Here is a 19,285-nt window from a genome sequence, read left to right on the forward strand (position 1 = left end):
CCGCGGATGTGCAAAAAAATGGGACGTCGCCGCCATGGAGGTCCGCTATCGGAAGGAATACTCAATGGCCGCTTCTGGCCGAAGGCGGATGTTGTCCTCCGAGCAATTCAGAAATCCCGTTCGTCATCGCGGATTCCCTTCATCGCCGGGCGCGCCCGCTGCTTGCGTTTGTTCTCCAGCATGCCGATTTCCAGCGGAAACAGCCCGTCCAGTTCGGCCGTTTTGCCGGACAGCCATAGCGCATGGGCGAGCAGGCCGAGGCTGACGGTGGGTTTGCCGGCTTCGAGGGCGCGGTAGGTGGTCGGCGAGCAGAGCAGGCGTTCGGTCATCTGCTCGATGGTCAGGTTCTGCGCCAGCCGCCAGGCGCGCAGGCGCAAGCCGAGCTGGCCGAGGGCGTGCAGGGCTTCGTCCGGGAGCGTGATTAGGCTGTGACTGGCGCGAGGCATGATCAATAAAGTGTTTATTGATGAGGCTAATCATCAATATATTGTACGAACACGAGATACAGCAAGGCGTTGAAATTGCAGGCGCGTTTCGGTTTTGTTCGTGCTCGGGTCAGACGGAAAACGGAGCGAGACGTAAGGCTTCGGCTGGTGAGAGGATGCGTACCCCCTGCGCTGCGGCGCTGCCAGCCAGGACCAGCAAATCCTGATCGCCGGTGATCAGCCAGTTGGCGTCGGCCGCGAGCGCCAGATGGAGGAATTTGTCATCCGCCGGGTCGCGGCACAGTGGCTGGCCGGCAATCGTTGGCGGCACATCAACCCAGCAAGCAATGGATTCAAGATCGAGCAGGAAGCGCTTGCGCTGTTCGAGCGTGATGTAGCGGTCAAATTTTGGCCGCCATAAGCGCTCCCTGAGTTCGGTAAAGGTCTCGGCCGAAAACACCAGCCAGCCGTTTCGCACCGCCTGCCGCGTCAACTGCGCGGGCGCACCGCTGGCGGAGAGCAAACCGCTGATCCAGACATTGGTATCGATGACCACCGCGCAACCCGCAGAAGCCGGACGCATGCTCCGTTCAGCTCTCGTCGGCGAGCAGTTCGGCCAGCTTTTCCGGGGTCAACCCGGCACGCTCTGCGCCTGCGGCAGTTTCGTCCATGGTTTTCAGCAGACGATCCGCATAGAAGGCACGCATCGCCTCGTAATCCTCGGCGCTCACCATGACGCCCACCACCCGGTCATGGCGCATCACCCGCACCGGCTCGCGCTGCACACGGTCGAGAAACTCGCCAAAACGGGTCTTGGCTTCATTGGCGGTATAGGTTTGCATGCTCAGTCCTCACGGTGCTGCTATGACAGCCTTAATGTAGTCAAATCGTTCGATTCGGTCAAACCGACTGATTCAGGCGGCGTACTGTGTCAGCGCTTGGCAGGCCACCAGCCGATTGACAGGCGCCCCCGGCGCTGCCGATAATCCTGCCCCTCTGCAGGAGAGAGAGCGCTGGTTCGCCAGGCTCCGCCGAAGGCGCAAACTCCCATAATCGCTCAGGCATGCCGAACTGCAGACATGATTCGCCGGCTGGAGAGTAGTTGCGAGCGTCTCGGCGCTTGGCAATTCACCGAAGGGGCAGGCTCCGAGGAGCCGAAACTCTCAGGTAAAAGGACAGGGGGAGAGGCGTTGCGGAAACACCCGTTGGGGGTTTCCGCTTTTTTGACGAAAGCCTCCTGATGTTCGACAGTCTCGCCCTCGTTTTTCAACCGCTCGCCAGCAAGCAGTTCGACCTCTTGCTGGTCGTCTACCTGGTCGCCATCGCTGCCGAGGCGATGTCCGGCGCGCTCGCCGCCGGCCGCCGCGACATGGATTTCTTCGGCGTCGCCGTCATCGCCTTCGTCACCGCGCTCGGTGGCGGCACGATCCGCGATGTCGTGCTCGGCCATTACCCGATCGGCTGGACCCAGCATCCCGAATACGTCTACCTGGTCATCCTCTCTGGGCTGGCGACGACGCTGATCGCCCGCTTCATGCACCACATGAAGCGCCTCTTCCTGATGCTCGACGCGCTCGGCCTGGTCGCCTTCTCGCTGATCGGCTGCAACGTCGCGCTGCAACTCGATTACCCGGTGGTGGTCGTGATCATGGCCGGCATGCTCACCGGGATTTCCGGCGGCGTGCTGCGCGATGTGCTGTGCAACCAGGTGCCGGTGGTCTTCTGCCGCGAGCTTTACGCCAGCGTCTCGCTCTTCGTCTGCGTGCTCTTCCTGATCTTGCGCGGGCTCGGCTGGGACAGCGACCTGATCACGCTGGTCTGCTTCGGCGCCGGTTTCGCCTTCCGCATGCTGGCGCTGCGCTTCGCCTGGAAGCTGCCGACTTTTTCCTATCAGCAGCGCTGGGACTGAAACGCAGGCTGGGCTAAAATGACTGTATGGAAATACAGTTATTTGCCAAAGGCCCGCCTTGACCGTCCCGCCTGCGCTCCCCGAATACGCCGAGCTGCACTGCCTGTCCAACTTCAGCTTCCTGCGCGGGGCCTCGCATCCGGAGGAACTGGCGGCGCAGGCGGTGGCGCAGGGCTACGCGGCGCTGGCGCTGACCGACGAGTGCTCGCTGGCCGGCGTGGTGCGCGTGCATCAGGCGTTCCGGGCGCAGGGCGGGACGACGCGCCTCGTTATCGGCAGCGAGATGCGCACGGTCGACGGCCTGAAACTGGTTTTTCTGGCGCAGAACCGGGAGGGCTACGGCAACCTGTCGGCGCTGATCACGCTCGCTCGGCGGCGGGCGGAGAAGGGCGCCTACACGCTGCAGCGCCACGACCTGAACGCCATCTCGCCGAACGGCGCGCTGCCCGACTGCCTGGTGCTGTGGGTGCCCGAGGCGACGCCCTCGGTCGCCGACGGACGCTGGTTGGCCGAACGTTTTCCCGGCCGTTGCTGGATTGCCGTCGAACTGCACGCTGGGCCGGACGATGCGGCGAAACTCGCGGAACTGCAGGCGCTCGGCGCCGCCTGCGGTCTACCGCTGGTCGCGGCGGGCGACGTGCACATGCATGTGCGGGCGCGGCGGCCGGTGCAGGATGTGCTGACCGCGCTGCGCCTGAAAACCTCGGTGTTCGATGCCGGCCACGCGCTGTTCCCGAACGGTGAGCGCCACCTGCGTTCGCGCCTGCGCCTGGCGCGGCTCTATCCGCCCGAACTGCTGGCCGAAACGCTGCGCATCGCGGAAAAATGCACGTTCTCGCTCGACGAGTTGCGCTACGAATACCCGGAGGAAATCGTCCCCGCCGGCCACACGCCGACCTCCTGGCTGCGCCACGAAACCGAGGCCGGGCTGCGCCGGCGCTATCCGGCGGGCGTGCCGGCCGCGGTGCGCGAGCGCATCGAGCACGAATTGCGGCTGATCGCCGAGCTTAACTACGAAGCCTATTTCCTGACCGTCTACGACATCGTCTGCTTCGCCCGCAGCGCCGGCATCCTCTGCCAGGGGCGCGGTTCGGCGGCGAATTCGACGGTCTGTTTCGCGCTCGGCGTTACCGAAGTCGATCCGGCGCGCTCGGCGATGCTGTTCGAGCGCTTCGTTTCGAAAGAGCGCGGCGAACCGCCCGACATCGACGTCGATTTCGAGCACGAGCGGCGTGACGAGGTCATCGCCTACATCTACGGAAAATACGGCCGCGAGCGCACGGCGCTGGCCGCCGCCGTCATCACTTACCGGACCAAGGGCGCGCTGCGCGACGCCGGCCGCGCGCTCGGTTTCGACATCGCCCGCATCGATGCGCTGACTGCCTCGCTCGCCTGGTGGGACAAGCGCGAGCAGATGCCGGAACGCTTTGCCGAGCAGGGGCTGGACCCGGCGTCGCCGCGTGTCGCCAAGTGGCTGTGGCTGGCCGAGCAGCTACGCGGCTTTCCCCGCCACCTGACCCAGCACGTCGGCGGCTTCGTCATGTCGCGCGGGCCGCTGGCCCGGCTGGTGCCGGTCGAGAACACGGCGATGGCCGAGCGCACAGTGATCCAGTGGGATAAGGACGACCTCGACGCGGTCGGCCTGATGAAGGCCGACGTGCTGGCGCTCGGCATGCTGTCGGCGCTGCGCCGGATGCTGGCGATGATCGGGCCGCTGGCATTGAACGAAATCCCCGAAGGCGACAAGGCGACCTACGACATGCTGTGCCGCGCCGACAGCATGGGCGTCTTCCAGGTCGAATCGCGGGCGCAGATGAGCATGTTGCCGCGCCTGAAACCGCGCAATTACTACGATCTGGTGATCGAGGTGTCGCTGGTGCGCCCCGGCCCGATCCAGGGCGACATGGTGCATCCCTACCTGAAGCGGCGCCAGGGCAAGGAGGATATCGAGCGCATCACACCGGCCATCGACGCGGTGCTGGCGCGCACCTGCGGCGTGCCGATCTTCCAGGAACAGGTGATGCAACTGGCCATCGTCGCCGCCGGCTTCACGCCCGGCGAGGCCGACGAGCTGCGGCGGGCGATGGCGGCCTGGCGCCGTAAAGGCAATCTCGCCCGTTACCAGGACAAGCTGCGCGCCGGCATGGCGCGCAACGGCGTGCCGGCCGCCTTCATCGAGCGCATCGTCGCCCAGATCCAGGGCTTCGGCGAATACGGCTTCCCCGAATCGCACGCCGCCAGCTTCGCGCTGCTGGTCTATGCCTCGGCCTGGGTCAAGCGCCACCACCCGGCGGCCTTCCTCTGCGGGCTGTTGAACAGCCAGCCGATGGGCTTCTATTCGCCGGCTATGCTGATCCAGGATGCGCGCCGCCACGGGGTCAGCGTGCTGCCCGCCGATGTCACGGCCAGCGATTGGGATAGCCGCATCGACGAGGGCGGCGCGGTGCGCCTCGGCCTGCGCGAGATCAAGGGGCTGGGCAGGGAAGCGGGCGATCGGATTGCCGATGCGCGGCGACGGGTGTCATTTGCCGACGTCGCCGACCTTGCCGCGCGCTGCGCCCTGGGCAAGCGCGATCTGGATCAGCTCGCTGCCGCCGATGCCTTGCGTAGCTTGGCCGGGCATCGCCGCCAGGCCGCCTGGGCGGTCGCCGACAGCGGCCGGCGGGCGATCCAGGGCGATCTCTTCGCCGGCCTGCCGGCGCCGGAAGCAGCGGTTGAGCTGGCGGCGCCGACGCTGGCCGACAACCTGGTCGCCGATTACCAGCAGCTCGGCCACAGCCTGCGCCCGCATCCGCTGACCCTGCTGCGCGAACATCTCGCGGCGCGCCGTTTCCTCACTGCCGGCGAACTGGCGCAACGCGGCGACCGCGCGCTGGTCCGTGTCGCCGGCATCGTCACCGGCCGCCAGCGACCGGGCACGGCGACCGGCATCGTCTTCGTCACGCTGGAGGACGAGACCGGCTGGACCAACGTCGTCGTCAAGCCGGCGCTGGTCGAGAAACAGCGGCGCGAACTGCTCGCCGCGCCGTTGCTCGGCGTCTATGGACAGTTGCAATGCGCCGACGGCGTCGTGCATCTGGTTGCCCAGCGCCTGGTCGACCTGTCGGCCTGGCTGGGGCGGCTGGAAACCCGCAGCCGGGATTTCCACTGAGCCGGCGCCGGCGCTTTCCCGGTTATGATGCCGGCCACAGGGGAGGGAAACGCGATGCGTCTTGAGCTTTGTCTGCTGGCTGCGCTGCTCGGGGCGCCGGCTCTATCCGTCGCCGCCGATGGGCCGTGGCTGCGCTGCCGGCTGGAGCAGTCGAATACCGTCCAGGTTCTCGACTACGGACCGGCCGCCGACATCTACCGGGTGCCGGCGACCAACATCAACGACAACTTCCACTTCAAGGCCGTCGTCGTCGCAGCCGACGGCATCGCCGAGTACGTCAAGATCTACGCCTATTACCAGCGTCGCGGCCAGCCCATCCTGTTGCAGCAGGCGACCTACCGCGCGCCGATCGCCGACGGCCGTTCGCTGACCGGCGAACAGCGCCTCTATTCGCCCATCCTCGGGCGCGAACTGCAGTACGACTGCGCCCTGACGAGTGTCCGCCCATGAGATCGCTGCTCCTGCTCGCCGCCTGCCTGCTGCCGGTTCCGGTGTGGGCCGATGCCAGCACCGTTTCGGTCGCCTTCGTCGGCGACGTGATGCTCGACGACACGCCGGGCAAGGTGATCCGCCAGGGTCGCGACCCGTTGGCGCCGTTCGCCGCCATTCTCGACAGCGCCGACCTGCGCATCGCCAACCTCGAATGCGTCGTCGCCCACGGCGGCAAGGCGGAAGCCGACAAGCCCTACACCTTCCGCGCACCGCCGCGCGTGCTGAAGCTGGTGAAACGCCATTTCGACGCCGTCGGCCTGGCCAACAACCATTCCGGCGATTTCGGCCCGGCGGCCTTTGGCGAAATGCTCGGCCACCTCGATAAAGCCGGTCTTGGCTACTTCGGCGGCGGGCGCACGCTGGCCGACGCCCATCGGCCGCTGATCGTCGAGCGCAAGGGGCTGCGCATTGCGCTCCTCGGCTACAACGAATTCTTCCCGCGCAGCTTCGAAGCCGGCCACAACCAGCCGGGCATTGCCTGGAGCGAGGACGAGCAGGTGCTGCTCGACATCCGCCAGGCGCGCCAGCGCGACCGCGCTGATCTGGTGATTCCGGTGATGCACTGGGGCTGGGAGCACGAAACCCGGGCCAGCGAGCGGCAGAAAGCGTTGGCACGGCGGATGATCGACGCCGGCGCCGACGCCGTCGTCGGCGGCCATCCGCACGTCACCCAGGAAATCGAGATCTACCGCGGCAAGCCGGTGATCTACAGCCTCGGCAACTTCGTCTTCGACGGCTTCGACGACCCACTCAACAACACCGGCTGGCTGCTGCGCCTGGAACTCGACAAGACCGGCGTCGTCAGTTCGCGCATCGTCGTCGCCAGGATCGACCGCGAAGGCACGCCACACCCGGCGCCGCAGGCGGTCAGCGCCTGCTGGCAACGCGGCGAAACGGCGCCGGCGGATTGCCGGGAGCACTGAGTCCGCCACTCTGGTGCTGGCTGTTGCGGCCTTGGTGCGAGCGCTCAAAACGCCCGATTTGCCTCGATGCCGATTGAATGCGCCGGATTTTGTTCTTGTTCGACTCTTCCGGTCCATGCAAAATCCAGCTCTTCATTAGCTGTTGGCAATATAGGGGAGGCAAAAGCATGGCCAGTTTGCGAAGCATCATCGGCATTTCCATGGTGGCGATTTCCGTAGCGGCAATAGGCAGCGGGGCGGTTGCCTACATGGCAGTCAGTCAGCTGGATCAGCAGATGGTACGCACCCAGGAGGTGATCATTCCGAACGCGACCGCATTGCGCGAGGCCAATCGTGCCGGTATCCAGGTCCAGGCGGCAGTGCGGGCGGCGGTGCTGATTCCGGATGACGTCCAGTCGCGCCAGAACCTCACGACCAGCCTGGAAGAGTTTCCCGCCCTGATGGCAGACCTCGAACAGAAGGCGCGTCGTGACTCGGTCAAGGAATTCGCCCGCTCGGCGGCCCAGGAATGGCGGGAACAGGTTGCGCCCAAGGTGATCGCCGTGCAGGAGGCGCTGGCGCAGAACAACGTCGAGGAAGCCAAGCGTCTGATTGCCAAGGAACTTAATCCAAACTGGCGCAAACTCAAGAGCCGCCTCGAAGAAGCCGGGCAGGCCCGGGAGCAGGCGAATCAGGAGGAATTCAAGGCGCAGCGCGAAGCGGCCAGCCAGTCGCTGCTGATCGTCGAACTGGCCATTGGCCTGGTGGTGGCGATGGCGATTGGTATCGCCCTGTGGACCGACCGGCGCCTGCGCCATCGTCTCGACGCCGGCCGGACGATCGTCCGCCAGGTGGCGGAGGAGCGTGTGCTCGGTGGTGTCGCTGTCGGCGCTGTCAATGACGAACTGGGCGAGATGATTTCCGGGGTCGATCGCCTGCGGGCTGCGATTCGCGAGGTTATCCAGCGTCAGCAACAGGCGCTGGCGACGGTGCGTTCGGCGGCCGACGAACAATTGCAGGATGCCGCCGCCACCGGCGACAGCGTTCGTCAGGCAGCGTCCAGCGCCGAACGGATGGCGGCTTCGATCGAGGAGCTTTCGGCCAGCATCGAGCAACTCAGCGAATCGGCGCGTTTGGCCGATCAGCGTGCCGACGGTGCGCATCAACGGGCGACCGAGGGCAGCCAGACGATACAGCGGACCGCCGAGGAAATCCGGACGATCGCCAGCATTTCCAGTGAGGCCAGTAGCTCGGTGCTCGACCTGATCGAGAACACGCGTCAGATTTCGGCGATTGCCCAGGCGATCCAGGACATTGCGGAACAGACCAACCTGCTCGCCCTCAATGCGGCCATCGAGGCTGCCCGGGCGGGCGAGCAGGGGCGGGGTTTTGCTGTCGTTGCCGACGAAGTGCGCAAGCTCGCCGAGCGGACCTCGTCGTCAACCGGCGAAATCCGCAGGATCATCGATCAGGTGCAGAACAAGTCGGCGCGTACCACCGAGCAAATGCAGGCGGTGCAGTCCAGTATCGATCAGGGCCTGCAACTGGCGGAAGAGGTCAGCAGCGAAATTGCCCATGTCCTGGAGGCGATCGATACCGCGCGCGGCGATGTGCGTGCGATAGCGGACGCCACGAAGGAGCAGGCGCAGGCGGCAAACAGCCTGTCGGTCGATGTCGAGGCGGTGGCCCGTGCCGCCGAGGAAGCGGCACGGCGCTCGCAGGGCAGCGAGTCGCAGGCCCAGGTGCTGCAGCGTACGGTGTTGCAGGCAGAGGAATCGCTGCAGGCATCATTCCGCCTCTGAATCCCTGCGTCTTGCACGGAGCAAGGGCGCCAACAGGCGCCTTTGTTTTATCTGTTGTGTCACAAATGGCGTGCATGGCAAAAGAGTCGTGCCAATAATGGCAATTTTGTTCCGCGCCGACCTTTGCTTCATCTTCTGTTGCTCTGCCGAAACCCGCATGGCATGGACGTTTTCCTTGTTTTCCCGGGCTCCTGGTCGGGCTGCGACCAAAGGTCGCAGCTGGGCATGTTAATTGCAAGCAGTTACACGCTTCAACGGCACTTTTCATCCAACAATGCAAACGGAGAATGGTCATGGCGTGGAATCTTCTTTTCACTTCCGACATTGGTCTGCTCAGCCTGTTCACAATTCTGTTCATCATCGTGATGGCAATCTACATCGGCATTTATGCCGCCAAGCAAGCCAATAAGGAAGGGAGTGGCACGTCGGCGAAGCCGCATCAAGGGGCGCACTGACAACAGCAGCAAAATCAGGGGGGATTCGCCGGCATTGGCCGGCGAATTTCATCAAGCCCGCAAAACAACAAGATCGGGCAGCGCCGGTTCCGTAAAGGCGGCGCAATCTTCATCCGGCAGCAAGGCGCCGGCAGCGGTGTGTAGTGGTACGACACCCGCCCATACAGCGATGCCAAGATCCCCGGCATCGTCTTCGACACCCCAGTGACGGATTTTTGCCGCGGCTTCGTCCAGCGGCAGGCGCAGGACGCAGGTGCCGGCGAGTTCGGCCGGTGTCGGCGCGCGCACCAGTGCCGAACGCCCGGGGCTGACGTGCTCGACAAAGGCGGCGAGCGCCTTTTTCTTCTCTTCCGGGTCGTCGACCGCGACAAAACGGCCGTAGATGACCACCGAGCGAAAATTCATCGAATGGTGAAAGGCCGAGCGGGCCAGCACCAGGCCGTCGAGATGGGCGATGCAGACCGAGCAGTCGCTGCCGGTCAGGGTCCGGGTCAGCCGCGAGTTGCTGGCGCCGTGGATGTACAGGTGATCGCCGACGCGCCAGCTGGCGGTCGGCAGGCAATGCACGCTGCCCCCTTCATTGAAGGCAATCTGGCAGATCTGCGCGGCGTCGACGATGGCGGCGACGGTGGCGAAATCGTAATGGCCGCGTTGCGGCTTGCGGCGAATCTGCGTTCGCGGGCTGGGGGCGTCGGGTTTCATTGCGTTCTCCTGAAAAAGTCCGGCCAGCATAGCCCGGCTGTGGCACCATCGACGGAGCCACGAAACCCCTTGCTGATGGAGCCAGATGGCGCTCGATCTCTTTCTCGACGAACTGCGCCAACCGGCCACCGGCGAAGCGCGCCAGCAACGCCTGTACCGCCTGCTCAAGCAGGCCATTGTCGACGGTCGCCTCGGCGCCGGCCTGCGCCTGCCGGCCAGCCGGCGGCTGGCGGTCGACGCCGGCATGGCGCGTAACGGCGTCTTGTACGCCTACCAGCAACTACTCGCCGAAGGTTTTCTCGTTGCTGACCGTGGCGGTACCCGGGTGGCAAATTTGCCGGCGCCAGCGACGCTGGCGCCAGTTGTGCCAGCGGCCGGCATCCTGTCGCGGCGGGCGGCGGCGCTCTCGGCCAGTGCCCATGGTGAGCCGACCCTGCCGTTCGCGCCCGGCGTTCCCGACCTCAATGCCTTTCCCTGGCCGCTCTGGGCGCGCCTGCTGCAAGACGCCTGGCGCGCGGTCGGCGCCCGTCACCTGGCCTATGCCGAAGTCGGCGGCGAGCCGGTGCTGCGCCAGGCCGTCGCCAGCTTCCTCGCCGCCCGCCGCGGCGTTGCCTGCACGGCGGCGCAGGTCTTCATCTTGCCCGGCGCCCAGGCGGCGCTAGACGCCTGCGCCCGCCTGCTGGCCGATCCCGGCGACATTGCCTGGGTCGAGACGCCGGGTTATCCGGTCGCCCGCAACACGCTGCTCGCCGCCGGGCTGACGGTGCAGCCGGTGCCGGTGGACGGGCAGGGCATGGCGGCGCCGGATACGCTGTGGCGGGAGCGGCCACCGCGCCTGCTGCACCTGACGCCGTCGCACCAGTACCCGGGCGGCAGCGTGCTGGCGCTGGAGCGGCGGCTGGCTTTCCTGGCCCGCCTGGTGCCCGGAGAAAACTGGCTGATCGAGGACGACTACGACAGCGAGTTCAACCACACCCGGCCGCTGCCGGCGATCCAGGGGCTGCGCCCGGAAGCGCCGGTGGTCTATCTCGGCACCTTCAGCAAGTTGCTTTATCCTGGCTTGCGCATCGCCTACCTGGTATTGCCGCGCTGGGCCGTCGACAGTTTCGGGCAGGCGCTCGGCGAACTGCATCGCGGCGGTCAGGCGGTCGAGCAGCGGGCGCTCGCGCGCTTTCTCGACAGCGGCCGGCTGACCCGCCACCTGCGGGCGATGGCGCCGATCTATCGGGAGCGTCAGCAGGTCTTGCGGGCGGCGCTGGCACAGCATTTTCCCGGCGCCCGCATCGCCGGCGGCGACGCCGGCCTGCATCTGGTGCTGCATCTGCCGGGACGGGTGCCGGATGCGGCGATCGTCGCCGCAGCAGCCGGGCAGGGCGTCGCCGCGCGAGCACTCAGTCGCTACAGCGCCGAGGGTCAGGGTGAGAACGGACTGGTCCTCGGCTACGGCATGGCGCAAGCCGCGATCATTCCCGAACTGGTGCGCCGGCTTGCCGTCGCCGCCGCGCAGGCGGAAATGGCATGAGGCTTGCAGAGCAAGCTGCAACTTCATTGCCCGAGAGTTTTGCGCCATGCTCGTACAAGCCGCCAATCCCTGGTCTGCCGCCATTTCCCCTGTTTCTTCAGCAACCCGCAGTCAGTCGCTGACGGCAACTGCCGCCACGACAACGGCAAATGCTGCCGGCACGGTCAGCATCTCGCAGGCAGCCCGCGATCGTCTGGCTGCCGAGAGCAATGCTTCCACTTCGGCGCGTACGGCGACCTTCGATACCAACCAGGGATCGGTCGACATCGACATCGAAGCCTATTTCCAGCCGCCGCCCGGCGGCTTCACCGAGTTGCCGCCGCTGCTGCTGCCGTCGCCGGCCAACATCCAGGCGTTGGGTGATTACGTATCGCAGGAAATGCCGGGCTTCCTGGCTGCCAACGGCATTCCCGAGGCGCCGGCCAGCGTCAGCTATGACCGCCATGGGCTGCTCCAGTTGCCGGCCGATTATCCCTACGTCGAGCAGTTCAAAGCGGCGCTGGCCGAAGAACCGGCGCTGGCGCGCAGCATGCAGACGGCGGCTGCGCTGACCTCGCATCAGGTCGAAATGCAGAAGAGTTTGCCTTTCCACGAGGAATACACCGCCGCCGCATCGTCAGCCGAAGCCGCTGCCGTGGTCGCCAAATACGCCTGGTTGTTCGCCGACAACCGGCCGGCCGCGCAGATTGCGCTGCAGTTTTCCGCCGATGGCCGGATGAGCCTGAGCGCGGACGGCAAGCCGGTCATCTGGCCGAGCGCCTGAGCGGCTGGCACAATGCGCGCATGTCGCGCCGCCGTTTTCTCCGCACCCTTTCCGCCATCGGCCTGATCGCTGCCGCCCCGCGCGCGGCGCTGGCCAACGGCTCCGTCACCGATCGCCTGCGCGCGCTGGAAGCGGCGGTCGGCGGTCGCCTCGGCGTGCATATCATCGATACCGCGACTGGTGACAGCGTCGGTTACCGTGCCGACGAGCGCTTCATGCTGCTCAGTTCGTTCAAGGTGCTCGCTGGCGCCTACGTGCTGCAGCGCGTCGATGCCGGGCTGGATCGTCTCGACCGGCGCATCGTCTTCGACCGCTCGGCCTTGCTGCCCTGGTCGCCGGTGACCGAAAAATTCGCCGACGGGCAGGGCATGACGCTCGGCGAGCTTTGCGCGGCGACCATCGCCACCAGCGACAACGCCGCCGCCAACCTGATCCTCGACAGCTTCGCTGGGCCGCCAGCGCTGACCGCCTTCCTGCGTGGCAGCGGCGACGACGTCACCAGGCTCGACCGGCGCGAACCCGAACTGAACCAGCCCGGTGCCGATCCGGATTTCGACACGACGACGCCCCGGTCGATGGCGACGACGCTGCAGCGGCTGCTGCTCGGCGACCTCCTGTCGCCGGCCTCACGCCGGCAATTGCAGGACTGGCTGCTTGCCTGCGTCACCGGCGAACGCCGGCTCAAGGCGGGGCTGCCGGCGGACTGGCGGATCGGCGACAAGACCGGCAGCAATCGCAGCGACGCCAGCGATGTCGGCATCGTCTGGCCGCCCGGTCGGCCGCCGCTGCTGGTGGCCGCCTACCTGAGCGACAGCCCGGCCGAGCCGGCGGCGTGCGAGGCCTGTCTGGCCGGGGTTGGAAAAATTCTGGCCGATTTCGTCACGGGCAGTTGATGAATTGAGATTTGAAGTCTGGCCGGATCAATCCAGCGGCCAGAACCAGATTTCCTTTGACGAGAAATAGCATGCCGAATTACATACCTGCGTGCCGTTTGTCGTTTCGATGACGTCGATATGGCCACCACCGTAACCATCGATCTTCCAGAAAAATACGATGCCTTTCTTGCCGGCCAATTTGGCAGGCGCATCGGCGGCTTTGAATACTTGTGGCTTACCCAGGACTTGCGGCCTGGCAAGTTGATCGGCAAGTAGTTTTGCGCCGGGCTCGAACAACTGTCCCTTGTGCGTGCCGCCTTTGATCTTCAGGCGCCCGTGAATCGTGACGCCGGATTTGATCAAGGCCAGGCTCATCCGTGTGGCGCAGGTGTTTTGGTATCCGCTGTTTTGTTTGATCAGGGCTTTTTGATCGTAACCAAGTTCGCTGTAAAGCGTATCGCCAGAAACGTAGTCAGACCGGTAAATGTCCGACGTGTAGTGGTTGCTTTTCAGGCTTGCGAAGGAAAGGTTCATTTGTGCTTCTCCTTGCAGGAAAAATCCTTCTTCAGAATGTCAGTAATGACTAGCGCGGCCCGCTTCCGAAGCTGGCTTGCTTCTGCATTTTTCAGACCCTCGTAGACGGCCTCGTTCAGCGAGATCGTCTTGATCCGGTGATAGTCACACCATGCGTTTCCCTCGGTAGCATCCAGGACACCGACCAGATACATCTGCGCGTATCGCCTTTCCATCATGTTCTTGCTCATGAAGGCGGCGAAGAAATCGCTGGCGCTCAGATTGTTGTTTTCGATGACCAGCGATTGGGAATCGGGCAGTGGCTGGGCCAGTCTGGTTTCGGCAAGAGGGTGAAGGGGAACGCCAAGGCACAGCGCAAAAAGTAATGGGCGGGCTGACTTGAACATGGGGTCATGTCCTTTCGTGTCGGTTTATGCAAACGGACTAATTTTAACCGTTGCCGAAAGCAATGCGCTTCGATATTTCGAGGCAAGGCTGGCACGGTGGGTATCTGGCGGCAAGGTCGCGCTTACGTATGTCAATCCCAAGCAGAAATGTCCGGTCTCCTGCTAAGCAGAGATGTCCGGTAGTGGGAGTCATGGCCGAGCGGAATTCCGCTCGGCCATGACGCGCGCGGCGGCTGCAGGGGGAACCGGCTGGCGCCAGGGATGGTTGGGCGCAGGCTTGGCCGGTGCCGGGCGAGCCTGGACCACCTTGGCATCAGCCACCGGAGCCTGGGGCCGTGCCGCCAGTAACTCGTAGGCAAGTACCCGATCCCCCTGGCGGACCTCCAACTTCCCGTCGAGGTGGGCTCGGATCTCCACCTGGGCGCCGACCAGGCGGCGCTCCCAACCTTTGGGCGCAAGGATGCGCAGCCATTGCTGGTGGTATTGGCAGGTGAGTTGCCGGGATAGCTTGCGGCGCTCCTTCTGGCACAGAATGCCGCGCAACTGTTCCGCCGGACAGGCCGGGGCATGGGCGTCTTCCGGTTCCTCGGGGGGCCGTCCAAAGCGGCTGTTGTAATCAGCCAGGAATGCGGGCAGGAAGGCATTTCCCGCCTCCCAACTGGCGATGCCGGCCAGGCGCATGAGTTTGACCAGACGATCCTGCAAGATCCCATTGGCCCTTTCCACCCGCCCCTTGGCCTGTGGCGAGTTGGCACAGATGCCTTCGATCCCCAACTCGCCCAGCGCCCGCCCGAACTGGGTCAGCGACGACTTCGCCGACTCGGCGGCATTGACCCGGAATATGCTGTGCCGGTCGCTGTAGAACGCCTGCGGCAAGCCGTGCCGGCCGATGTACTCCTCTACCAGCGCCATGTAGTCAGCCGTCGTTTCCGCCGCCACGAAGCGGGCCGCCTGAATGCGGCTGGTGGCGTCATCCACAAAAACCAGCAGCGTGCAGCGCGGCGCCCGGCCTTCGAACCAGTCGTGGGGCGAGCCGTCGATCTGTACCAGCTCCCCCAAACGGGGCCGTCGTGCTCGCGGCGGATGGAAGCGGACCGACCGGCGCTTGGCCCGCCACAGCCCGGCCTCGCGCATCAGCGTGCGGGTCGTCTCCACCGAGAAAACCAGACCGTGGCGCTCAAGCAACATCTCTCGGGCAAGGGTCGGTCCGAAATCACCGTACTGCTCCCGGATCACCGCCACCGCCGCTTTCCGACGTTCCTCGTCGATCCAGTTATTGGGCTTCTTGCCTCGCCGGACCGAGCGCAACCCGGCCGGCCCAGCCGCTTCCAGACGACGTTGCAAGCGTCTGACCTGCCGGACCGACAATCCCAGTTCCCGAGCCGCCTCAAGCTGGCTCAGCGCACCAGCCTTCACCCGCTCCAGCACACCGTGCCGTTTCAATTCCCGCTCGTTCAAGCCTATCTCCTGTGACCCCGTGTCCGATTCCTCCTAAACCGGAGATTACTGCTTTGCACGGAGCGGACATTACCGCTTGGGTCTAACAGGTCGCGCTTACGTATTGGCATCCTTGCCGGTTTGCGCTAAATAGCTGACAAATTCAGTCGAGTATTCTAGAATTCACCCCCTTTCGATAGGGAGATAGCACCCCATGTTCCGGCACTTGCGTGAGGATATCCGCGCGGTCTTCGACCGCGATCCGGCGGCCCGCTCGTTCTGGGAAGTGCTCACCTGTTACCCCGGCATCCACGCGCTGATCCTGCATCGCGTCGCGCACTGGCTGTGGGGCCACCGGCTACGCTGGCTGGCGCGCTTCACCGCGCACCTGGCGCGTTTCCTGACCGGCATCGAGATTCACCCGGGCGCCACCATCGGCCGCCGCTTCTTCATCGACCACGGCATGGGCGTCGTCATCGGCGAGACCGCCGAGATCGGCGACGACGTCACGCTCTACCATGGAGTCACCCTGGGTGGTACTTCTTGGGCCAAGGGCAAGCGTCATCCGACGCTGGAGAACGGCGTCGTCGTCGGCGCCGGCGCCAAGGTGCTAGGTCCCATCGTTATCGCGGCCGGCGCCAAGGTTGGCTCCAATGCCGTGGTCACCAAGACGGTGCCGGCCGGCGCCACTGCGGTCGGCAACCCGGCGCGCATCATCGACGCGCAGAGCAAGGAGCGCGAAGCGCAGGCGGAAAAGCTCGGCTTCTCGGCCTACGCCGTCGCCCGCGACCAGGACGATCCGCTGGCCAAGGCGATCCACGGCCTGCTCGACCACGCCGCCGAAACCGATCGGCGCCTGGCTTCCTTGCTCAAGGAGCTCGACGCGCAAGGCGTCAAGTGCGACCAGGAAGTGCAGCAGAGCGACGATTTCGACGCGAAATACCTGAGCAAAATAGTTGACTGATTTTGTCTGGTTTGGCTATAGTTGACCGCAATACTTGGTTATTAGTCGGGAGACCGCAATGCGTTTGACCACCAAAGGGCGTTTTGCCGTGACAGCGATGATGGATCTTGCCCTGCGCGGCGGCGAAGGGCCGGTTGCCCTGGCCGGCGTCGCCGAGCGGCAGAGCATCTCGCTTTCCTACCTTGAGCAGTTGTTCGGCAAGCTGCGTCGCTACAAGCTCGTCGATTCCGTGCGCGGCCCCGGCGGCGGCTACTGCATCGCCCAGCCGTTGGCCCGGGTTACGGTCGCCGACATCATCCGTGCCGTCGATGAGAACCTCGATGCGACGCAGTGTGGCGGCAATGAAAATTGTCAGGACGATCACCGCTGCATGACCCACGACCTGTGGACGACGCTCAACGCCAAGATGTTCGAATACCTGGCCTCGGTGACCCTGGCCGACCTCGTCGAGCGGGAAAAAGCCAAGGCCGCCGCTCGCGGCGAATCGGTGATCGCCGACCAGCGCCCGCTCGGCCCGCATCCGCGCCGGACGATCCGCGACAAGACGGCAGTCGCCGCCTGATTCCCGATGTTCGCGCCCGTCTACCTCGACCACAACGCGACCACACCGCTCGATCCGGCGGTGCGGGCGGCGCTGTTGCCGTGGCTCGACGGGCTGTGCGGCAACGCGTCTAGCCGCCACGAATACGGTCGGCGCGCCCGCCAGGCGATCGACGAGGCGCGTCAGCGTGTCGCCGCGGCGCTCGGCGCGCATCCGACTGAAGTCATCTTTGTCAGCGGTGGCAGCGAGGCCAACAACCTCTTCATCAAGGGCGCCGCCGCCAGTTTGCGCCCCGGCGTCGTCGCGGTCAGCGCCGTCGAGCATCCCTGCGTGCTCAAGCCGGCGGCGCAACTTGTCCGCCAGGGCTGGACGCTGCGCGAGATCGCCGTCGATGGAGCAGGGCGGATCGACGACGCGGACTTCGCCGCCGTGCTGCAACTGAAGCCGAAGCTGGTCTCGGTGATGCTCGCCAACAACGAGACCGGCGTCGTCCAGGATGTCGCGACCCTGGCCGCCGCGGCGCGCGCCGCCGGCGCCTGGACGCACAGCGATGCGGTGCAGGCTTTCGGCAAGCTGCCCATCGATTTCCGGACGCTCAACGCGGCCGGCCTGCACGCGCTAACCGTTTCGGCGCACAAGATCAACGGCCCCAAGGGGGCGGCGGCGCTGCTCGTCGACAAGCGCATCGAACTGCAGCCGCAGATCGCCGGTGGCGGTCACGAGCGCGGTCTGCGCTCGGGGACCGAGAACGTGCCGGCGATCGTTGGTTTCGGTGTCGCCGCGGAACTTGCGGCGCAGCGCGTTGCCCAAGCGGCAGCGCGTCTGGCCGCCCTGAAGGATAGTCTCGAGCGCGGGCTGATCGCACTCGGGGCGAGCATTTTCGCGGTCGACGCGCGACGCCTGCCGAACACCAGTTATTTCGCGATTGCTGGTATCGACGGCGAAACCCTGGTCGGCAAGCTCGACCGGGAAGGCTTTGCCGTCGCCAGCGGTGCCGCCTGCTCCAGCGCCAACCCGGAACCGTCGCACGTGCTGCGGGCGATGGGCGTGGCGCCGGAAATCGCCCGCGGTGCGGTGCGCGTCAGCCTCGGTGCCGGCAACAGCGATGCCGATGTCGAACAATTCATCAACGCCTTGCGGGTCACGGTCGGACGCCTGCAGGGATTGAAGGCGGTTACCGCCTGAACCGACCCAGCGAGAAAGACGATGAAACTGCCTATCTACCTCGATTACTCGGCCACCACCCCGGTCGATCCGCGTGTTGCCGAAAAGATGATCCCCTACCTGTGCGAGCATTTCGGCAATCCCGCATCGCGTTCGCACAGCTTCGGCTGGGTGGCCGAAGCCGCCGTCGAGGAGGCGCGCGAGCAGGTCGCTGCGCTGGTCGGCGCCGACCCCAAGGAAATCGTCTGGACTTCCGGCGCCACCGAATCGAACAACCTGGCCATCAAGGGTGCCGCCAACTTCTACGCCGCCAGCAAGGGCAAGCACATCATCACCGTCAAGACCGAACACAAGGCGGTTCTCGACACCGTGCGCGAGATGGAGCGCCAGGGCTTCGAGGCGACCTACCTCGACGTGCAGGAAAACGGCCTGCTCGACCTCGAAGTGTTCAAGGCGGCGATCCGCCCGGACACCGTGCTCGCCTCGGTGATGTTCGTCAATAACGAAGTCGGTGTCGTCCAGCCGATCGCCGAACTCGGCGAAATTTGCCGCGAGAAGGGCGTCATCTTCCACGTCGATGCGGCGCAGGCGACCGGCAAGGTCGACATCGACCTGAGCCAGCTCAAGGTCGACCTGATGAGCTTCTCGGCGCACAAGACCTATGGCCCGAAGGGCATCGGCGCGCTCTACGTGCGGCGCAAGCCGCGTATCCGGCTGGAAGCGCAGATGCACGGCGGCGGTCACGAACGCGGTTTCCGCTCCGGCACGCTGGCCACGCACCAGATCGTCGGCATGGGCGAAGCCTTCCGCATTGCGCGCGAGGAAATGGTCGAAGAAAACAATCGAGTCAAAGCCTTACGCGACAAACTTCTGAAAGGACTTCAAGATATCGAAGCAACTTTCGTCAATGGCGATCTGGAACAGCGCGTCGCCCACAACCTCAATATCAGCTTCGCCTACGTCGAAGGCGAGTCGATGATCATGGCGATCAAGGACCTCGCGGTGTCGTCCGGTTCGGCCTGCACCTCGGCCAGCCTGGAGCCGTCCTACGTGCTGCGTGCGCTGGGGCGCGACGACGAACTGGCGCACAGTTCGATCCGCTTCTCCATCGGCCGCTTCACCACCGAGGAAGAAATCGACTTTGCCGTCAAGCTGTTGCACGAGAAAATTCAGAAACTGCGTGACCTTTCCCCGCTGTGGGACATGTACAAGGAAGGTATCGATCTGAGTACCGTCCAGTGGGCTGCCCACTAACGAATTA

At 65.1% G+C, this 19,285-nt stretch carries 20 protein-coding genes and 1 riboswitch; of the genes, 13 read left to right on the top strand and 7 right to left on the bottom strand.

Annotation, left to right across the window (positions count from 1 at the left end):
* Positions 1-107 precede the first annotated feature (107 nt).
* The 3 genes from ACE3OV_RS15745 to ACE3OV_RS15755 form a co-directional block, all read right to left on the bottom strand.
* Entirely contained in the window at positions 108-446 is a 339-nt protein-coding gene (locus ACE3OV_RS15745) for a helix-turn-helix domain-containing protein (RefSeq protein WP_374328420.1), read from the bottom strand.
* Between the two features lie 109 nt (positions 447-555).
* Complete coding sequence (locus ACE3OV_RS15750) at positions 556-981, bottom strand: putative toxin-antitoxin system toxin component, PIN family (RefSeq protein ID WP_374328421.1); 426 nt, start codon at positions 979-981, stop codon at positions 556-558.
* Positions 982-1,015: 34 nt separating this feature from the next.
* Positions 1,016-1,267, bottom strand: coding sequence for a type II toxin-antitoxin system Phd/YefM family antitoxin (locus tag ACE3OV_RS15755; protein WP_374328422.1), 252 nt, complete (start codon positions 1,265-1,267; stop codon positions 1,016-1,018).
* A gap of 147 nt (positions 1,268-1,414) precedes the next feature.
* Positions 1,415-1,509: riboswitch (glycine riboswitch) on the top strand.
* Positions 1,510-1,665: 156 nt separating this feature from the next.
* On the opposite strand from ACE3OV_RS15755, the gene ACE3OV_RS15760 reads away from it, so the two are divergent.
* From ACE3OV_RS15760 to ACE3OV_RS15785, 6 genes are all read left to right on the top strand, one after another.
* Positions 1,666-2,334, top strand: a complete 669-nt coding sequence (locus ACE3OV_RS15760) for a trimeric intracellular cation channel family protein (RefSeq protein WP_374328423.1) — start codon at positions 1,666-1,668, stop codon at positions 2,332-2,334.
* Between the two features lie 58 nt (positions 2,335-2,392).
* The gene (locus ACE3OV_RS15765) at positions 2,393-5,485 is read left to right on the top strand and encodes an error-prone DNA polymerase (protein WP_374328424.1); all 3,093 of its coding nucleotides are present in this window, start codon (positions 2,393-2,395) and stop codon (positions 5,483-5,485) included.
* Positions 5,486-5,539: 54 nt separating this feature from the next.
* Positions 5,540-5,935 (top strand): hypothetical protein, encoded by a 396-nt coding sequence (locus tag ACE3OV_RS15770; RefSeq protein WP_374328425.1) that lies wholly within the window; start codon positions 5,540-5,542, stop codon positions 5,933-5,935.
* Positions 5,932-6,900, top strand: coding sequence for a CapA family protein (locus ACE3OV_RS15775; RefSeq protein WP_374328426.1), 969 nt, complete (start codon positions 5,932-5,934; stop codon positions 6,898-6,900). The genes ACE3OV_RS15770 and ACE3OV_RS15775 overlap by 4 nt, the downstream gene beginning before the upstream one ends.
* A 167-nt stretch (positions 6,901-7,067) precedes the next feature.
* The gene (locus tag ACE3OV_RS15780) at positions 7,068-8,681 is read left to right on the top strand and encodes a methyl-accepting chemotaxis protein (RefSeq protein WP_374328427.1); all 1,614 of its coding nucleotides are present in this window, start codon (positions 7,068-7,070) and stop codon (positions 8,679-8,681) included.
* Between the two features lie 293 nt (positions 8,682-8,974).
* The gene (locus ACE3OV_RS15785; protein ID WP_374328428.1) at positions 8,975-9,136 is read left to right on the top strand and encodes a DUF3149 domain-containing protein; all 162 of its coding nucleotides are present in this window, start codon (positions 8,975-8,977) and stop codon (positions 9,134-9,136) included.
* Between the two features lie 51 nt (positions 9,137-9,187).
* Here ACE3OV_RS15785 and ACE3OV_RS15790 read toward each other — a convergent pair whose 3' ends face one another.
* Positions 9,188-9,838 (bottom strand): pyridoxamine 5'-phosphate oxidase family protein, encoded by a 651-nt coding sequence (locus ACE3OV_RS15790; protein ID WP_374328429.1) that lies wholly within the window; start codon positions 9,836-9,838, stop codon positions 9,188-9,190.
* Between the two features lie 85 nt (positions 9,839-9,923).
* Between ACE3OV_RS15790 and ACE3OV_RS15795 the strand changes: the two genes are divergently transcribed.
* From ACE3OV_RS15795 to bla, 3 genes are read left to right on the top strand one after another with little or no spacing between them, the layout of a single operon-like run.
* On the top strand, positions 9,924-11,360 hold the full coding sequence (locus ACE3OV_RS15795) for a PLP-dependent aminotransferase family protein (protein WP_374328430.1): 1,437 nt from the start codon (positions 9,924-9,926) through the stop codon (positions 11,358-11,360).
* Between the two features lie 46 nt (positions 11,361-11,406).
* The gene (locus tag ACE3OV_RS15800) at positions 11,407-12,123 is read left to right on the top strand and encodes a hypothetical protein (protein WP_374328431.1); all 717 of its coding nucleotides are present in this window, start codon (positions 11,407-11,409) and stop codon (positions 12,121-12,123) included.
* Positions 12,124-12,143: 20 nt separating this feature from the next.
* The gene (bla, locus tag ACE3OV_RS15805) at positions 12,144-13,016 is read left to right on the top strand and encodes a class A beta-lactamase (protein ID WP_374328432.1); all 873 of its coding nucleotides are present in this window, start codon (positions 12,144-12,146) and stop codon (positions 13,014-13,016) included.
* Positions 13,017-13,043: 27 nt separating this feature from the next.
* On the opposite strand, the gene ACE3OV_RS15810 is transcribed toward bla, so the two are convergent.
* The 3 genes from ACE3OV_RS15810 to ACE3OV_RS15820 form a co-directional block, all read right to left on the bottom strand.
* Positions 13,044-13,532, bottom strand: a complete 489-nt coding sequence (locus ACE3OV_RS15810; protein WP_374328433.1) for a T6SS effector amidase Tae4 family protein — start codon at positions 13,530-13,532, stop codon at positions 13,044-13,046.
* Positions 13,529-13,918, bottom strand: a complete 390-nt coding sequence (locus tag ACE3OV_RS15815; RefSeq protein WP_374328434.1) for a Rap1a/Tai family immunity protein — start codon at positions 13,916-13,918, stop codon at positions 13,529-13,531. Before ACE3OV_RS15815 ends, ACE3OV_RS15810 begins: the two co-directional genes overlap by 4 nt.
* A 189-nt stretch (positions 13,919-14,107) precedes the next feature.
* A complete protein-coding gene (locus tag ACE3OV_RS15820) occupies positions 14,108-15,376 on the bottom strand; it encodes an ISNCY family transposase (protein WP_374328435.1) in 1,269 nt (422 codons plus the stop codon).
* Positions 15,377-15,569: 193 nt separating this feature from the next.
* Here ACE3OV_RS15820 and cysE point away from each other — a divergent pair, with 193 nt between their 5' ends.
* Genes cysE through ACE3OV_RS15840 form a run of 4 tightly spaced genes read left to right on the top strand, consistent with a single transcriptional unit; the run spans position 15,570 to position 19,278 of the window.
* Entirely contained in the window at positions 15,570-16,319 is a 750-nt protein-coding gene (gene cysE / locus ACE3OV_RS15825) for a serine O-acetyltransferase (RefSeq protein WP_374328436.1), read from the top strand.
* 58 nt (positions 16,320-16,377) lie between these two features.
* Positions 16,378-16,881, top strand: coding sequence for an Rrf2 family transcriptional regulator (locus ACE3OV_RS15830; protein ID WP_374328437.1), 504 nt, complete (start codon positions 16,378-16,380; stop codon positions 16,879-16,881).
* Between the two features lie 6 nt (positions 16,882-16,887).
* Positions 16,888-18,045: a cysteine desulfurase family protein gene (locus tag ACE3OV_RS15835; RefSeq protein ID WP_374328438.1), complete on the top strand. Its 1,158-nt coding sequence runs from the start codon at positions 16,888-16,890 to the stop codon at positions 18,043-18,045.
* A 21-nt stretch (positions 18,046-18,066) separates the two neighbouring features.
* The gene (locus ACE3OV_RS15840; protein WP_374328439.1) at positions 18,067-19,278 is read left to right on the top strand and encodes an IscS subfamily cysteine desulfurase; all 1,212 of its coding nucleotides are present in this window, start codon (positions 18,067-18,069) and stop codon (positions 19,276-19,278) included.
* Positions 19,279-19,285: the final 7 nt, after the last annotated feature.

Source organism: Azonexus sp. (assembly GCF_041909095.1).
Lineage (GTDB): Bacteria > Pseudomonadota > Gammaproteobacteria > Burkholderiales > Rhodocyclaceae > Azonexus.

Coding starts and splice junctions, on each gene's coding strand:
- ACE3OV_RS15745 (WP_374328420.1), bottom strand. CDS start 446: ATGCCTCGCGCCAGTCACAGCCTAATCACGCTCCCGGACGAAGCCCTG.
- ACE3OV_RS15755 (WP_374328422.1), bottom strand. CDS start 1,267: ATGCAAACCTATACCGCCAATGAAGCCAAGACCCGTTTTGGCGAGTTT.
- ACE3OV_RS15760 (WP_374328423.1), top strand. CDS start 1,666: ATGTTCGACAGTCTCGCCCTCGTTTTTCAACCGCTCGCCAGCAAGCAG.
- ACE3OV_RS15770 (WP_374328425.1), top strand. CDS start 5,540: ATGCGTCTTGAGCTTTGTCTGCTGGCTGCGCTGCTCGGGGCGCCGGCT.
- ACE3OV_RS15775 (WP_374328426.1), top strand. CDS start 5,932: ATGAGATCGCTGCTCCTGCTCGCCGCCTGCCTGCTGCCGGTTCCGGTG.
- ACE3OV_RS15780 (WP_374328427.1), top strand. CDS start 7,068: ATGGCCAGTTTGCGAAGCATCATCGGCATTTCCATGGTGGCGATTTCC.
- ACE3OV_RS15785 (WP_374328428.1), top strand. CDS start 8,975: ATGGCGTGGAATCTTCTTTTCACTTCCGACATTGGTCTGCTCAGCCTG.
- ACE3OV_RS15790 (WP_374328429.1), bottom strand. CDS start 9,838: ATGAAACCCGACGCCCCCAGCCCGCGAACGCAGATTCGCCGCAAGCCG.
- ACE3OV_RS15795 (WP_374328430.1), top strand. CDS start 9,924: ATGGCGCTCGATCTCTTTCTCGACGAACTGCGCCAACCGGCCACCGGC.
- ACE3OV_RS15800 (WP_374328431.1), top strand. CDS start 11,407: ATGCTCGTACAAGCCGCCAATCCCTGGTCTGCCGCCATTTCCCCTGTT.
- bla (WP_374328432.1), top strand. CDS start 12,144: ATGTCGCGCCGCCGTTTTCTCCGCACCCTTTCCGCCATCGGCCTGATC.
- ACE3OV_RS15810 (WP_374328433.1), bottom strand. CDS start 13,532: ATGAACCTTTCCTTCGCAAGCCTGAAAAGCAACCACTACACGTCGGAC.
- ACE3OV_RS15815 (WP_374328434.1), bottom strand. CDS start 13,918: ATGTTCAAGTCAGCCCGCCCATTACTTTTTGCGCTGTGCCTTGGCGTT.
- cysE (WP_374328436.1), top strand. CDS start 15,570: ATGTTCCGGCACTTGCGTGAGGATATCCGCGCGGTCTTCGACCGCGAT.
- ACE3OV_RS15830 (WP_374328437.1), top strand. CDS start 16,378: ATGCGTTTGACCACCAAAGGGCGTTTTGCCGTGACAGCGATGATGGAT.
- ACE3OV_RS15835 (WP_374328438.1), top strand. CDS start 16,888: ATGTTCGCGCCCGTCTACCTCGACCACAACGCGACCACACCGCTCGAT.
- ACE3OV_RS15840 (WP_374328439.1), top strand. CDS start 18,067: ATGAAACTGCCTATCTACCTCGATTACTCGGCCACCACCCCGGTCGAT.